General features: G+C 41.8%; 13 protein-coding genes. 11 read left to right on the top strand and 2 right to left on the bottom strand.

Annotated features, from left to right (window positions below):
• Positions 1 to 5: 5 nt before the first annotated feature.
• A complete protein-coding gene (locus DLM75_RS01615; protein WP_118966808.1) occupies positions 6 to 950 on the bottom strand; it encodes a hypothetical protein in 945 nt (314 codons plus the stop codon).
• Between the two features lie 14 nt (positions 951 to 964).
• Positions 965 to 1,432, bottom strand: coding sequence for an LIC13259/LIC11441 family protein (locus tag DLM75_RS01610; protein ID WP_118966807.1), 468 nt, complete (start codon positions 1,430 to 1,432; stop codon positions 965 to 967).
• A gap of 313 nt (positions 1,433 to 1,745) precedes the next feature.
• Here DLM75_RS01610 and DLM75_RS01600 point away from each other — a divergent pair, with 313 nt between their 5' ends.
• The 11 genes from DLM75_RS01600 (at position 1,746) to DLM75_RS01550 (ending at position 14,335) form a co-directional block, all read left to right on the top strand.
• Positions 1,746 to 2,072, top strand: coding sequence for a (2Fe-2S) ferredoxin domain-containing protein (locus DLM75_RS01600; protein WP_118966805.1), 327 nt, complete (start codon positions 1,746 to 1,748; stop codon positions 2,070 to 2,072).
• Entirely contained in the window at positions 2,069 to 3,091 is a 1,023-nt protein-coding gene (locus DLM75_RS01595) for a zinc-binding dehydrogenase (protein ID WP_118966804.1), read from the top strand. Before DLM75_RS01600 ends, DLM75_RS01595 begins: the two co-directional genes overlap by 4 nt.
• Before the next feature lie 24 nt (positions 3,092 to 3,115).
• Positions 3,116 to 3,658 carry an LEA/WHy family protein gene (locus DLM75_RS01590; RefSeq protein ID WP_118967920.1) on the top strand — a complete coding sequence of 181 codons (543 nt, stop codon included), beginning with the start codon at positions 3,116 to 3,118 and terminating at the stop codon, positions 3,656 to 3,658.
• Between the two features lie 52 nt (positions 3,659 to 3,710).
• A complete protein-coding gene (locus tag DLM75_RS01585) occupies positions 3,711 to 4,052 on the top strand; it encodes an LIC13255 family lipoprotein (protein ID WP_241547806.1) in 342 nt (113 codons plus the stop codon).
• A gap of 9 nt (positions 4,053 to 4,061) precedes the next feature.
• Complete coding sequence (locus tag DLM75_RS01580) at positions 4,062 to 4,547, top strand: hypothetical protein (RefSeq protein ID WP_118966803.1); 486 nt, start codon at positions 4,062 to 4,064, stop codon at positions 4,545 to 4,547.
• Between the two features lie 19 nt (positions 4,548 to 4,566).
• Positions 4,567 to 5,028 carry a DUF3293 domain-containing protein gene (locus tag DLM75_RS01575; RefSeq protein ID WP_118966802.1) on the top strand — a complete coding sequence of 154 codons (462 nt, stop codon included), beginning with the start codon at positions 4,567 to 4,569 and terminating at the stop codon, positions 5,026 to 5,028.
• A gap of 49 nt (positions 5,029 to 5,077) precedes the next feature.
• On the top strand, positions 5,078 to 6,025 hold the full coding sequence (locus DLM75_RS01570; protein ID WP_241547804.1) for a DUF1175 family protein: 948 nt from the start codon (positions 5,078 to 5,080) through the stop codon (positions 6,023 to 6,025).
• A 9-nt stretch (positions 6,026 to 6,034) separates the two neighbouring features.
• Complete coding sequence (locus DLM75_RS01565) at positions 6,035 to 10,642, top strand: alpha-2-macroglobulin family protein (RefSeq protein WP_118966801.1); 4,608 nt, start codon at positions 6,035 to 6,037, stop codon at positions 10,640 to 10,642.
• 55 nt (positions 10,643 to 10,697) lie between these two features.
• Positions 10,698 to 11,387 (top strand): YfaP family protein, encoded by a 690-nt coding sequence (locus tag DLM75_RS01560; RefSeq protein ID WP_118967917.1) that lies wholly within the window; start codon positions 10,698 to 10,700, stop codon positions 11,385 to 11,387.
• 234 nt (positions 11,388 to 11,621) lie between these two features.
• Positions 11,622 to 12,509 carry a penicillin-binding transpeptidase domain-containing protein gene (locus DLM75_RS01555; protein WP_241547803.1) on the top strand — a complete coding sequence of 296 codons (888 nt, stop codon included), beginning with the start codon at positions 11,622 to 11,624 and terminating at the stop codon, positions 12,507 to 12,509.
• Positions 12,506 to 14,335, top strand: coding sequence for a hypothetical protein (locus DLM75_RS01550; RefSeq protein ID WP_241547802.1), 1,830 nt, complete (start codon positions 12,506 to 12,508; stop codon positions 14,333 to 14,335). Before DLM75_RS01555 ends, DLM75_RS01550 begins: the two co-directional genes overlap by 4 nt.
• The last annotated feature ends 3 nt before the right edge of the window (positions 14,336 to 14,338 follow it).

The following is a 14,338-nucleotide window of genomic DNA, read 5'->3' as shown; positions in this document are numbered from 1 at the left end:
CGGGATCAGTGTTTCGGAGATTTTTGCTTATAGAGCAGTTCTTTGATCAGATTCTTTTCCGATCTTCCTAAAATTCCTTTTTCTTCGAAAATTCCCAAAATCTCCATCGTTATTTCCGGCTCTAAAACGGAAAGATCGGCGTATAGAGATTGATGATTGAGTTTTCCTGATTTGTATTTTTCAAGAATCGTATGTGAAGACTCTATGATTTGTTGCTTTCGAGAAACTAATTCTTCCATCGTAGAAAGAATCATAAAAATTTCCGGATCGTCTTCAAAAAGTTTCAGAATGTGATGATAGATGCCCGGGCTTCGGATTGGAAGTTCGTAAATTCCGTCTTTGAGAGAAAGATATAATTCTTTCTCTTCCTCAATCGATAACCCGGCTAGAGTTTTTAGATCGGATACGGTTTCCGGAGGAAGAACGGTCAGAAATTGAGATGCAAATTCAGGGTCTCTCGCTTCCCGAACACAGTAGGCCACGAAGTTACAAATTCTTTTTGAAGAAAGGGATTTCCAAAAATCGTTGGATTTTAAATCCAAAAAAGTGATGTTCTTTCTTTCCCTTCGACGTTCGTCTTCGGACTGCATGAATATGTTGTATTCATGTATTACAATTTTATAAAGTAATTTGTCGCTAAACGCGTCTATGACTTCTTTGATTTTTTCCGGCTCGATGATCGCAAGAAAATATCTTAGAACTTCAAAGTAGACGTCCCCCCTTGCGATAAATCCTTCTAAGACGAGAGGATGCGCCTGCAAGAATGCCGATGCACCCACGTTGATCCCAACCCTTCCTTCCGCAAAGGCATTCATCTTCTCTTCGGCTATGCAAGATTCTCTGATTTCTCGACTCCATTCATTTGGAATGAGATTCTGTCTGCAATTTGCAGGACACGGCTCCCCTAGTGAAATTCCGATTTTGCAGAGAGTTTTTGTAGTTTTTTCCAGAGGTCTTCCTTAAATCAGGGAACAAGATCTCCACAGTCTCTCATTTCAGGAGCATATGGATTTTGTATTTTCGTACCTTGCAACACCCAGGTTTTTTTCACCATCGGACAGTAAAATTTATTAAAGACGCCGTTTCCGCCCGCGAGTTTCACGCTTTCTGCGAGAGTTTCGGAAAAAGAAGAATACGCTTGGAAAAATTTTTCAACGTCCTTCGAATCCTTATTCCGGAGCGAACTTAACATTTTCTCCGCCTCGGATTTTAGACCTCCGTTCAATGCGATCAGAGCCTGAACGTTCGTCTCCAATTTGGAGAGTTCGGGTATTTTTCCTTCTTCTTTCATCAAGAAGCTATGTATCGATTCATTCTCTAATAAAATTGACTGAAGGGCGTCTTTTTCAGGTTCTGTGATGGGGGTTCTTTGTTTCGTACAAACGGTAAGGAATAGAAGAATCCCGATGGATATTAAAAACGGACGGAACATTTTCAAGTTCTCCAAGATGATCATAAGGTTAAGTCTAAGATTCTAGAAAAAACCTTGGTGTAAAGTAAGGAAAAGATGAAAATACAAAAAATGAAAAATACCTTCTTTAACGATCCCCTTGATTTAGAAAAATGCAAGATGTTGGAAAAACCTTCAGATCGATTGTTGTTTGCACCCTTCTTTGATTTTCCCAATTTATGTCCGCCAAAACATTCGAAAAGTGATCCGATCCTCACGATTCCATTCGGGAAACAGGTTGCACAATCTACCTGGTTTTGGATTCTACTGAAAATGAAAAAGAGGTTCTTTTCCCATGGCTGACTTTTACAACAAACACATTTTTGTTTGCGAAAACGTAAGGGGAGAAGGGGAAAGGGTTTCTTGCGGACGCACCGGTTCGATTCAGCTATTGGCTTCTTTGAAGAAGAAAGTAAAGGACTTATCGATTCCCGGTAAAATACGAATCCAAAGAGCAGGTTGTTTGGATCGATGCGAACTCGGTCCTGTCCAAGTGAGTTATCCGGAAGGAAGATGGTTTTCTTTGAAGACCGAAGAAGACGTAGATATATTCTTAAAGTATTATATAGAATCGGAACAAATTGAAAAGGTAGAACATTTGATTATTAAGGAAAACGCATGAACCTTCCCAAAACATACAAAGCATTAGAACTCAGAGAATACAGCGAAAACAAAAACAGAGCGCAGATCGTTGAAAAAACGATTCGTCCTTTAAAAAAAGGAGAGGTCCTGATTCGGATGCATTCCGCCTCCATTAATCCTTCGGACCTCATGTTCTTACGCGGACTTTACGGTATTAAAAAGAAACTCCCGGTTGTCCCAGGTTTCGAGGGGAGCGGTCAAGTCGTTGCCTCGGGTGGAGGTTTTTATGGTTCTTATTTAAAGGGCAAGAATGTGGCCTGCACTGCGCCCGGAAGAGGAGACGGAGTTTATGCGGAGTATATGATCACGGAAGCATTCAGTTGTCTACCGATCGGAAAGGATCTTTCTCTAGAACAAGGAGCATGTCTTTATGTAAATCCGATCACGGCGATTGCGATGGTGGATCTCGCTGAAAAATACGGAGCTAAGGCGATCGTTCAAACCGCCGCGGCAAGCGCCTTAGGAAAAATGGTCGTCGGTATCGCGGCGAGAAAGGGAATGAAAGTGATCAATGTCGTACGCAAACCGGAACAAGAAACGGCTTTAAAGGCGGTCGGCGCGGAACATATTCTCAATTCCGAGGCATCCAATTTTGAAAGACAACTTCGAGTCCTTTCCAACGAACTCAAAGCGACAGTTTGTTTGGACGCGGTGGCTGGAGAATTGACAACAAAGGTTTTACTTGCAATGCCTTACGGAAGCCGTGCGATCATCTACGGCGCTCTTTCCGAAAAGGAAATCCCATTACATGCAGGAATGATGATATTCCAAGATAAGAAGCTGGAAGGTTTTTGGCTTTCTACATGGGTTCCTCAGCAAAGTCCTTATAAGATCTGGAAACTTTCCAAGGAACTGAGATCTTTGGCAAAGAAAGAACTAAAAACGGATATCGCCGCAAGATTTCCTTTGGAGAAGGCGGTGGAAGCAATCGATAACTACGCGGCAAACATGACGAAAGGAAAGGTTTTGATTCAAACTCCTTTCGCGGAAGGAAAATAGAATTTGAAAACAACGGAATCTAAAATTCGAATCGGATGCGTATTCTTTTTCGGATTCTTATTCTTTTTTCTTTCTTGTTCCGCGCTAAGGGAAAATTACAAGGCTCTTCAGAAATGTAAGTTTCAAGTTTTGTCTTTGGAAGCTCAAAAGGCGGAACTGATCTCTTTTCCGCCGGTTCCTAAAATTATCTTTTTAGCAAAAGTCGAAATCGAAAATCCGAACGAAACGGAAGTCACGATTCATAAATTCGATCTTTCCTTTTATGTTCCCGATTCTTCCGAAAAGGAATCGGAGTTGGCCCGCGTCCTATCGAATGAAAAAATCGTGATTCCTCCACTTCAAAAAAAATTGGTAGATCTTCAAGTCGAGACTTTATTTGAAAAGAAAATGGATCGAAACCTTCTTCAAATTGCTTTGGGGATTTTACAGGCGAGCCTTTCCGGAAAAGAACTCCTGTTTTCCATTCGAGGGACTTTCGAATACGAAACGATCTTCGGTGCGGTACAAATACCGGTGGATGAAAAAATTCCTCTCAAACCTTCAAAGAAGAATTCAATCGGATTTTGATGAGTCTTTCCTATTTGAAACCAAATGTCTTTCGGAAGAAATGGTGAATACGATGTATTTTTCATTTTGTAAGTTCTTTTTGCAAAAGAGTTCTCGGTCTTTTGCGATAGGATTCTTATTCTTTTATTTATTTAACGGATGTTATCAGAAGAATACGGATGCGGACTTTTACGACTTTGAGGACGCCAATACCAAATTGATCGTCGCTTATCAAGCAAAGGACGTTCTTTGTAATACAAGTCGTAGAGTGACCGCGTTCGTTCCGGGTCGAGCCAGAAAAAAGGACATCGATCTTTGCGTGAGCGCGGTTTTTGCGGTGAGCTGTCAATCTTGGTCCTCCACTTCCGCAGATGCCACGCCCGCAACCTGCAAAGCGATCGAGTTTCGATATTAAGGAAACTGAATGAAGCCGGCGGAATGGTTTTTCGGGATCAGCCTTTTGCTTGCGGGTTTGATTTATCTTTTTCTTCTTTTGGTAAGAAAGAAAGAAAAAACAGGGTCCAACTCGATTGTCAAATACGGTCTTCCCAAGGAGGATTCTGCCTCTGCTCAGAATCGTTCCGATTCTCGAGATTCAAAAAATCCGAAAACAAATATCCTGGAAGTTTTCGATTACAACGGAATCAAGATCATGCACGAGAACGGAATTTATACGGTGAACACCGGAGGGGAAATCGAAGTCTACGCTTCCTGGCAAACTCTTCCTTCTCGTTATCAAAGAATGGTCAAAGAGATGGACCATCGGGCCACGGGCGAGAAGAAAGCCGGAAAATATTATATGGAGATTCTCAACGGAGTTTATTACGTGATCTTTCCCGACGGCAAGAAACAAAAATACAAACACTTCGAGGAGATTCCGGAGAAAATCCGAAAGAATCTCGGTTATTAAGCGAAGTCATTTAAAAAAAATGATTCACTTAAAGAATAAAATCCGCTGTCTCTATCACATCCTTCGTAGCGGAAATCGTCTTTCTTATTCCTTAATCGATTCTTATTTAAAAACACGTTATTTGGTCTTTAACCCCAGTTTGTCGATTTTTGCGGAATCCTTCAATCCCATGCTGGATCTATTCCTAAAAGAACAGGGAAGAACGGAATGGGCGTATCTGACAGCCGCTAATCCCGGTTCGAAAATCATTTCTGTCGTAGAGAATCAAAAAAGAAATCAGGAACTAAGACTCGAGCTGAAAGCGTTTCCCGTTTTTGAGGGCGAAGGAAGAGGAGAAGATTCGTTTTGGAATCCGGAATTCAGTTTTCTTGTGCTCGGAATTTCGGAAAAGAACTCGCTTTCTCTTGGAAAAAAATTTCAGCAGAATGCGATCTTAGTCGGAAAGATGGATCAAAGATCTAAATTGAAATTTTTATACTAACTTCTAAAATCGCTTTTCTTTTCCTCTTCCTTTAAGAATCTTCCGTTCTGTGAATCGTATTACTTCTTTAATCGGATTGAGTATTTTTTTATTCTTTTCTTGCGGTCCATTTTTCACGCCGAATATCGATTCTACAAAAGTAAGAATTCCAGCCGATGGAAAATCCATTGCTGTGATCACGATCACAAATCCTTATTTCGGAGCCCCGGATTCTTTTCAATGGGATGAAAAGCGAGAATCTTTTTTGAAACTTCTCTCCTTGGAGAATTCCGATTCTAAACAAATCATACGTTTAATTGCAGGTTATAAACCGGGACGCGATTTGCTTCGCACGAAATTCGGAACTCTTATCGAGATCGAATTGTTTTCGCGAGAGGGAGATTGGGATGAGGATGGATTTCCGGATCAAGCCGAACTTAGATCGGAAGAAGATCGACAAGCATTTCGAGAATGGTTTGTTCAGATCGCGCTTTCACAGTATTTAAAGGAAACGGGTTCCTGGAATCTTAAAGAAAGAGACTGTAGCGGTCTCATTCGATTCTCATACAAAGAAGCTTTAAAAAAGCATGATTTACTTTGGCAAAAAAAAATCGGAATTCTTTTGGATAAGAATATTCCCGATGTCCGTGAATTTCAATATCCGGATATACCTTCTATTGGAATCAATTTATTTCAAACCGGTTCGAAAACCTTCGGCACCTTTGCCGATGCGGAAAGTCTCGAACAATACAATTCTTCCTTTGTATCGAAAGACTTAGAATCCGGACTTCCGGGAGATATTTTATTTTTCAGGGAAGATCGGGGAAATGGAACGAATTTTCACTCGATGATTTTAGTGGAAGAGAATAAAACGAATCCGCTGTTATTGTATCATACAGGATCCAATCGAGGGATCCAATTGATTCGGGCGAGAGAATTGCGTAAGAGTAATCGTTTTTCCCCGGAAACTAACAATCCTTCCTTTTTAGGATTGTATCGATTTCGCATTTTAGATTGAGGTTAGGAAATGAAGCGCTTTCAAAATAGGATTCTATGGTTGTCCGTTTGTATCGTATTGGTTTTAGGAGTTGCATTTCGATTTCCGATTTCGGGAAGTCCTAACTTTTATTTAGGAACGGATCGCAGTTTCGGGCCCGGTGAAAAACCGTATATAAACCTCGAAGGGAACGGACGCGCAGATTACGAATTTAGAATCTATAAAATTGCCGATCCCCAAGCATTTCTTTCCAAAAAGGTGAAAGAAAGACTCATTCAGGAAAATAACGAAGGAGCATTCGGAAATCCGATCGCACTTTTTTCCAGGACTATGGATAAGTTCGAAAGAAATTTTCGATCGGTGGCAAGAAAGGAATTTAACTCTTCCACTCGCTCGGCTTTGAAAGATACGTTAGGCGTCAATTACGATGCCCCGTCCCAGGAAAAGACCTTGGCTGTTTCCGCGATTCTTTCCGAACACGAGTTGGTTTCCACCTTTTTCGTTCCGAGCGTTGCTTCTTCTTGGGCTTACAGAAGAATTCCGGTGCCAGTACAGGAAAACGGGGTTTACCTCGTGGAAGGAGTTTCCGGTTCCAATCTTGCTTATACAGTTCTTGTACGATCGGGTTTGAACTTTTTAGTGAAACAGGCCAGCTCGGAAACGTTTGTCTACGTCGCAAGAAAAGATACGGGCGAACCCGTGGGCGACGTCGATCTGAATTTGTTCAGTCTGGAGAATGGAAGTATATTCCATTCTTCTAAAACAGGTTCGGATGGGACCTTTCTTTACAAAGGAAACACTCCGGTGAAAACGTTGATTCTCGCAAAAAAAGGCGGAGAGTATGCAGTCTCCGATCCGGAATTCTACTCGAGTTCTTTTTATGGGGAAGGTGGAGCCCGGGCCTATATTTATACGGAAAGACCCGTTTACAGACCGGGCGATACCGTTTACTTTAAAGGTGTCGTTCGCAATTTCAATCGTGACGATTACAGAGTCGCTTCCGGTGCCGCGACGGTTTCCATCCACTCGGAAGACGGAGAAAGTCCTTTGCCGGCGATCCCGGTATCTATCTCAGGAGACCAAGGAACCTTTTCGGGAGAATTTCAACTTCCGAACGAAGATTCGATCAAACTAGGTAACTTTACTCTCGTACTGAATTTTCAAGATAAAACATTTCAAACCGAATTCGCAGTGGAAGCCTACATCAAGCCAACGTTTCTCGTTACGGTTAACGTGCCGAAATCTAATTTTCTACAAAAGGAAGAAATCAACGCGACAGTCAAAGCAAGATATTATTACGGCCAACCTCTTTCCGGAAAGGAAGTTCAGTTCCGCGTTTTTAGAAGACCCAAATACGATTATTCTCCCGTTGGAAAAATGAATTTCGATGCGAGCGCCGATTATCTGGAGCAAGCTGGCCAGAGCGACAAACAAGAGTTAGTTCATAGTGGAAGCGGGTCTCTGGATAAAAGAGGATTTTATTCCATAAAATTTAAACCGAACAAAGTCGAAAGTGATTCGATATACACGGTGATCGCATCGGTTCAATCCGAAGACCTAACTTTGGACGGTGCGACCTCGTTTTCCGTAAACAGGAGCGCGTTCTTTTTGAAGATGGAGAAAGACCAAGCGGTATATGAACCTGGAAAGGAAAGCAAACTAAGAATCAAACTGGTTCCTTACGACAAAACGTTAAGCGACGAAGCTCGGAAAAAGGAAATCCAAGGACGTAAGGTCGAACTCGTTCTCTACAATCGGGAAATACAACATTCCTCCGAGGGTGGACGTTCCAAAATTTCTAAAACTTCCGCGACTACGAACGATTCGGGTGTAGCGGAGGTTTCGTTTCAGATTCCGAAACGAGGACAATACATTGTCACTGCGGAAACGGAAGACGGGGATGGAAACGAAACAAAAAGTGAAACTTTCTTTTGGGCTTCCGCCATATCGGATTCGATCGATATTCCTTTCAAGGATATCAATTTAAAACCGAGCAAGGATCTTTATTCCGTAGGGGAGAATGCGGAAATTCTTATCTTAAGTCCCGTTTCCAACGGTCACGTTGTTCTTACCGTGGAAGGGAATCGTATTTTTAAAAGTCAGGTCGTCAAGATGAACGGAAACGCTTTGAAGTATTCCGTAAAGATCGGTCCGGAGATGAGTCCGAATTTTACGTTATCCGCGGTTCAATTTTCGGGGAGTGAAGTTTATAAGAGTCAGGTCAGAATCGTGGCTCCTCCTGAAGAAAAATTCATCAAAGTGGATTTGGCTTCCGCGAATAAAGTATATCGACCGGGAGATAAGGCGGAGATCAGATTAAAAACAACCGGACTCGGAGGAAAGGCGGTTCCGGCGGAGATTTCCGTCGCGGTTGTAGACGAAGCGATCTATCAAATTAGGGAAGAAAAAATTCCGAACATCGGGACCTTCTTCTATCATCCACGAAGAAATAACGTCCAGACAACATTAGCTTCTTCTTATAAGTTTTTCGGTTATTCGGAAGAAAAACGTTTGAAACTAGCTTTGGCTAAAAAAGGAGAATCCGGTTATTCCGCGATCAAAAGCGAAGAAGAGAATCGAGATCGATTTAAGGATACGAGCTTTTGGAACGCAAAGGTAAAAACTTCCTCCGATGGTACTGCGGTCGTTAGTTTCGTACTACCGGATAATTTAACATCATGGAGAGTCACTGCGATCGCAATCACTTCGGATACAAAAGTGGGACGAGGACAAACGACTTTTGTAACGAAAAAAGATCTGATGATATTGGGCGGTCTTCCAAGATATATTCTCAAAGGAGAATCCCAAAAGGTAAACGCTACGATCTCCAATCAAACGAATCGAAAACTTCCGGTCAATGTCTCTTTAAAAATGGAGGGACTGAAAGTGATCGGGCCGGAAACTGCTACGATTCAACTGGAGCCGGGTCAGAATCAATCCGTTCAATTTACGGTACAAGCGGTCCAGGATCCGAAAGTTAAATTAGCAAAATTGAATATATTTGCTTCCAGCGGCGGATTATCCGATTCCATTCGATCTGAAATTCCGCTTAAGGTTTGGGGATCGCTTCGGGTTAGCTCTGACAGTCTCGGATTGAACAAGGGAGCTGATTCCGGAGTTTTAAAACTGAACGTAACCAAGGAGTTGGCGGACCCGCGCCTTGAAATCCGATTGAGCCCGGCGACGTTACCGGCATTGAAACAATCTTTAGAATACCTTGCGGATTATCCTTACGGTTGTGTGGAACAGACGATGAGTCGTTTTTATCCTCTTCTTTCCGCTCAAAAAGCCGGCTTTATCAATTCTCGAATTCAGAAAGAACTACCGAAGATGATCGATGCGGGTTTAAAAAGAGTTCAAGCTCTTCAGAGAAGCGACGGAGGATTCGGTTGGTTCGAAGGGAATTCTGAAAGCGACGTTTTGATGTCCGCTTACGTTTTAAGAGCTTTGGCTATCAGCCAGAAAAATGGACAGATTGTGACCGAGAGTTTGATTTATCGAGCGCGAACCTTTCTCTATTCTTCTCTGGAAAAAGGAGTAATTTCGGATAACGTAAAATCTCAGGTTTTGAACGCTTTGAGTGAAAGCGGATCATTAGAGAATTCTTTAGTGGAAAGTCTTTCCAAATCGGAAACCAAACTGAGCTTTTATGGGAAGGCTTTGTTGGGGTTGACCTTGTTCAATCAAGGTAAAAAAGCGGAAGCTTCTCGCATGTTTAAAAAAGCGTTGGCTGAAAGCGGAATCGGAAAAACGCCGTTTCTCAAGTTGGCTTCTTACGGTAAAAATCCGAATTGGGAAGAAGACAAAATAGAAGGTTTGTCAACTCTGCTGAGTCTTGGAGTTCGACTAAAAGAAAACGAAACCGTTCTCGAAAACTTAGCTTCCACGATTCTTACCAATCGAAACGGTTATGCTTGGAATAACTCCAGAGATACTTCTTTGGCGGTTCTAAGTTTATCCGAGTATTTGACCGTCGTTAGAGAATCGGACTCCGTAGCGGAGATTGAAATCAAACTGAACGGCACAACCTTAAAGAGCACAACCCTCTCTCCAAAATCGGAGGACGGTGAACTTTTTAAGATCGTAGTCGCAAACGAACTCATTCATTCCGGGGAGAATCGGATCGAAGTTATCAAAAAGGACGGTCCTTTGTTTTACGCAACCGCCTCCTTATTTTATAAGGATCGATCCAAGAAAATCTCCGCATTCACAAATGGAATTCAGGTACAAAGAAAATATTATAAAGTAAAACCGGCTTCGGACGGTTCAGGCATAGAAGTTTCCGAATCGAAATCGTTTTCTACCGGCGATATCGTATTAGTAGAATTGAATGTTTCTAAGGAAGGAAATCCGGATTCTTACTTTATGATAGAAGACGTTCTATTGCCAGGATTTTCTTTTCTTCAAAGGGACGCGGAATATTTTTCCGGAGATCGTAAGATGGAATACGATTCTCGACAAATCTTCGACGATCGAGCGGTGTTTTTTGCCGCAGGACCTTCAAAGGATTTTACCGTTCGTTATTTTCTCAGAGCGGAAGTTGGAGGAAAATACAAAGCGATCCCGGCGAGAGCAAACCTTATGTATTACCCCGAAGTTACAGGAGCGAGTTCCGATGATGAAATCAAAGTGGATTAAACGAACCGCCGCTTTCGGAGCATTAAAAATCATTCATATTCCTTCGGAGGTTTTTATGAAACTTAGAAATCGACACTTGGTCGAAGTATTTTTCCTATTCTTTTCTGTATTCTTCGCTTTTTCAAACGTATATTCTCAATCGTTAATTGTAGAATCTCCGAACGGAGGATTTACAACTGAAAGAATACAAAAAATTTCAGGGACCGTTTCCGGATTAAACGGAGATAGAATCACGATCGTCCTCAATGGAATTCCGCAGACTGTTCCCGTAAGCCAAGGAAGGTTCTCGATGAATGCCGTTGTCGCGCCGGGAAATAATTTGATCGAAATCAAAGCGGGAAAAACTTCTGAGAAGGTTTCTTTTTTCGCAAAGGTTCCTCCTCGGGACATCAAGGTGGTCTTGACTTGGGACACACAAACGGACGTGGATCTTTGGGTCATCGATCCGAAAGGGGAAAAGTGCTATTATTCCCATCCTTCCACGCAGTCTGGAGGAAACTTGGACGTGGACGTGGTTGACGGCTTCGGTCCGGAAACTTTTACGATGGCGAAAGCGTTACCCGGTAACTATTCGGTTCAAGTTCAATACTACGGTTCTTATGATAAACCCATCACTCGGGTCAATGCATACGTCGTTCTTTATGAAGGAAAATCCAATGAAAAACGGATGCAGTTTCAGTTTGTTATGACAAAGTCACAACAAGTATATCATCTTGCAAATTTCGAAATCGAACCGGAGAATTGAAGTTTGTTTCGAGTTTCCTTTTACGCACGGAAGACGTTCCTTTTTAAGTTAGGAATATGTTTTGTTCTATATTGCATTCAATATTCTTTATATTCTGAAACGAAGAGCGGATCTCGGTTTCAATATTTGGATTCTAAAATTCAGAATTTTGAAAAGGAAAATTCCGATTTAAGATCGTCGGTTCTAATCCTGGAAGCCGATTCAGGGATTGTTCGATACGTTTTTCGTCCGGAAATGGCTATTGAAAAAAAGTTTGGTCCCGGTTCTCTTCTAAAAACTTTCTCCGCTCTAGTCCTTTTAAAATATAAGAATGAGATGGCCTTTTCACCGTCCGAAAAAATTCACTGTGAAGGTCGATTTTATCCGGAAGATAAGATCTCGATTACGAAGATTGATTTGTCGCGCTTTCATCTTCCTCGGGATCAGAACGGAAAAAAATACTTACGTTGTTCTTTGAGAGAGGGGCATGGCCGAGTCGATTTAGAGCAGGCATTGATTCAATCTTGTAACGTATATTTTCTTAAAAACGCGAGTAAGAATCCCGAGTTTTTTTATTCGAAACTGAGATCCGAATTCGATTTAACAAATTCAGCTCAGTCGAGACTGACACCTTACAAAGAAACACCCGGAAATTTTGAAGAGTTTCCTACGAATCTGAGAAGAGTGAGTTCGTCGATCGGTGAAGGCGGATTCTTATTGAGTCCCTTAAAAGTATCACAACTGTATGCTTCCATTTGGACTTTGGGTCCGAGGCTTTCTCCTTCTTGGGAAGATTCCGGAAATAGAATCAAGGTAAGCGATAATCCGTTTACGAGTCGGGATATCCATCTTATTTTATCCGCTTTAGGCTCCGTTCCAAAAATAGGAACTCTCAAAGAACTCAAATCTTTTAACAACTCTGCTATAGAAATTGTGGGCGCAAAGACGGGAACCGGAACCATCTATTCGAAACGATATGAGACGCACGGTTGGATCACTTTGTATTTTAAGTTGAAAAGGAAGAATTATCTGCTGACCGCTTTTGTGGAAAAAGGCTCGGGAAGCAAACAAGCGCAGAGCTTGGTATTAAGAATCCTAAACGAAATCGGAAAACAGGACAACCTTTCTTGGAGAAAAGAATGAAGGAAAAAGTAAAAATCTGGATCGAAAAATCGAAGGCTTTCTGGAATCGAACCGTAATAAAAACGAAAGAAAGCTGGGACCGTTTTGTTCCGATATTCCAAGAGAAGATTTGGAAGGATCCTAAAAGACGATATTCTTTCCTTTTTGTCCTGGTATTTACTTTTTCCGGTCTTTCTTATCTGATATTCAGGGATAAGTATTCGATCGATTCTTCCATCGACGATCCAGCTTTAATGATTCCGGATAACGCGAGTTTGGTGCTAGAAGTATTTCGACCGGAAGAATTCATCGAAGACGTAGCAAAGACGGAACTCGGTAGAAAACTTTCCGAGGACGGTACGTTTCGAAAAACTCTAACACTACCGGAACTGAGAAAAGTAAGTTCCATCTTATATCTATTGGAAGCAAAGGCCGGGGTTTTGACTCAACCGAATCGATTGGCGAGTCTTTTCGACGGTCCCGTCGCAATGGCATTATTGCAAAAATCAGAATGGCTTGTGATAGGGAAGGCGAGCATTCAATCTAAGTTAGGCGTTAGTCTTTTGACTTTGTTTCAAGGCGAAAAAATTGCAGGAAAGAAAATAGAACCGCCTAAACCAAAGCCGCAATCCGAACAAAATTCTTCCGAAGACGGTTCCTCTGAAGACGGAACGGGGAATACGCATAGCGCAGATGACTTTACGGACCAATTCAATGTAGGTTCGGAAAAGTTCGGGAATCTGGAAATGTATCAGTACGATTTTGGCAATGAAAGCGTTTATATAACGGTTATCGGAAACTTCTTTCTGATAACGAACTCGAAGGAAACTTTAGATGTTTCTCTCGCATTGGCTTCCACTAAGAATAATTCATCTCTTGGAAATTTGAAAGGTTTTAGCCATTTGAGGAAATCCGCGCAGAAGAAAGAGAACAAACTTCTATTCTATGCCGGAACAAATTCTCTACTCTCTCCAGTCTTGAAACCTTGTTTTGGAAATTCGTCGATGGGACTTCTACTCGGTTGGAAGGAAAGAGGGCTGTTGGAAGGCGAGGTTTATAGAATCGGCGGTGATCAATCGGATACAAGTTCCAATACGATCACACCGAACCTTTCAAAAATTCTTCCCAAAGATCTTACGTTCGCGTTTTATTCCGAAACACTCAAACCGATCGAAGTCTGGAAAACATTGACGGAACTGGAAGGAGATTGGCAAAATCTTTCCAAAGGTCTCGATCAATTTGCGGAGAGCGCGGCGCTTAATCCGAAAAACTATTTTCAAGACTCGAAAGGAGTTGCTCTGTCTTTCCACGGACTCGATTCGAAGAACGGAATGATCTATCCAAGATTCGGAATTTCACTTTCTTCCGTCGTAAAAGACGATTTCGTTTTGAAATCGATTTTTAAAGTTGGAGCGAAAACGAAAGAAAATTTTCAGAATGTGGAGTATGCGACTTACGATTTAAAACAGGGCGGGTATTATTCTCCTTCGTTCGTAAAAGTGGGCGATTGGACATTTTTCGGATCCGATAAAAAGAGTGTCGAGGAAACGATCGCGACTCGGAACGGAAATAAACCGAACCAATCGGATCGATTCGGTTCCGGCTTGATCGAAAAACAAGGTTCCTATCCGAATCATCTCACAATTCATATTCCAAATTTATTAAGTGATTTGAAAACTTTTTACTTGTATGGCGCCAGCGATTCTATGGAATATTCCTCCAAAACGATCGAAAGAGACGTTCAGCCGATTTTGGATAAGTTGAAACCGTTCGCTCATTTTTCGATGTCGTTTGGAAGCGGTAATCCCGGCGAAGTATGGGGGAAGGCAAGAGTAGGAGTGGAATAGACT

This window comes from Leptospira stimsonii, assembly GCF_003545885.1.
GTDB classification, from domain to species: Bacteria; Spirochaetota; Leptospiria; order Leptospirales; family Leptospiraceae; genus Leptospira; species Leptospira stimsonii.
This window is presented reverse-complemented; position numbering and strand designations above follow the sequence as displayed.

What these genes read in the sequence shown, in the direction of transcription:
- DLM75_RS01575 (WP_118966802.1), top strand. Translation starts at nt 4,567, where the DNA reads ATGATTCACTTAAAGAATAAAATCCGCTGTCTCTATCACATCCTTCGT.
- DLM75_RS01580 (WP_118966803.1), top strand. Translation starts at nt 4,062, where the DNA reads ATGAAGCCGGCGGAATGGTTTTTCGGGATCAGCCTTTTGCTTGCGGGT.
- DLM75_RS01585 (WP_241547806.1), top strand. Translation starts at nt 3,711, where the DNA reads ATGTATTTTTCATTTTGTAAGTTCTTTTTGCAAAAGAGTTCTCGGTCT.
- DLM75_RS01565 (WP_118966801.1), top strand. Translation starts at nt 6,035, where the DNA reads ATGAAGCGCTTTCAAAATAGGATTCTATGGTTGTCCGTTTGTATCGTA.
- DLM75_RS01600 (WP_118966805.1), top strand. Translation starts at nt 1,746, where the DNA reads ATGGCTGACTTTTACAACAAACACATTTTTGTTTGCGAAAACGTAAGG.
- DLM75_RS01610 (WP_118966807.1), bottom strand. Translation starts at nt 1,432, where the DNA reads ATGTTCCGTCCGTTTTTAATATCCATCGGGATTCTTCTATTCCTTACC.
- DLM75_RS01560 (WP_118967917.1), top strand. Translation starts at nt 10,698, where the DNA reads ATGAAACTTAGAAATCGACACTTGGTCGAAGTATTTTTCCTATTCTTT.
- DLM75_RS01555 (WP_241547803.1), top strand. Translation starts at nt 11,622, where the DNA reads ATGGCTATTGAAAAAAAGTTTGGTCCCGGTTCTCTTCTAAAAACTTTC.
- DLM75_RS01550 (WP_241547802.1), top strand. Translation starts at nt 12,506, where the DNA reads ATGAAGGAAAAAGTAAAAATCTGGATCGAAAAATCGAAGGCTTTCTGG.
- DLM75_RS01595 (WP_118966804.1), top strand. Translation starts at nt 2,069, where the DNA reads ATGAACCTTCCCAAAACATACAAAGCATTAGAACTCAGAGAATACAGC.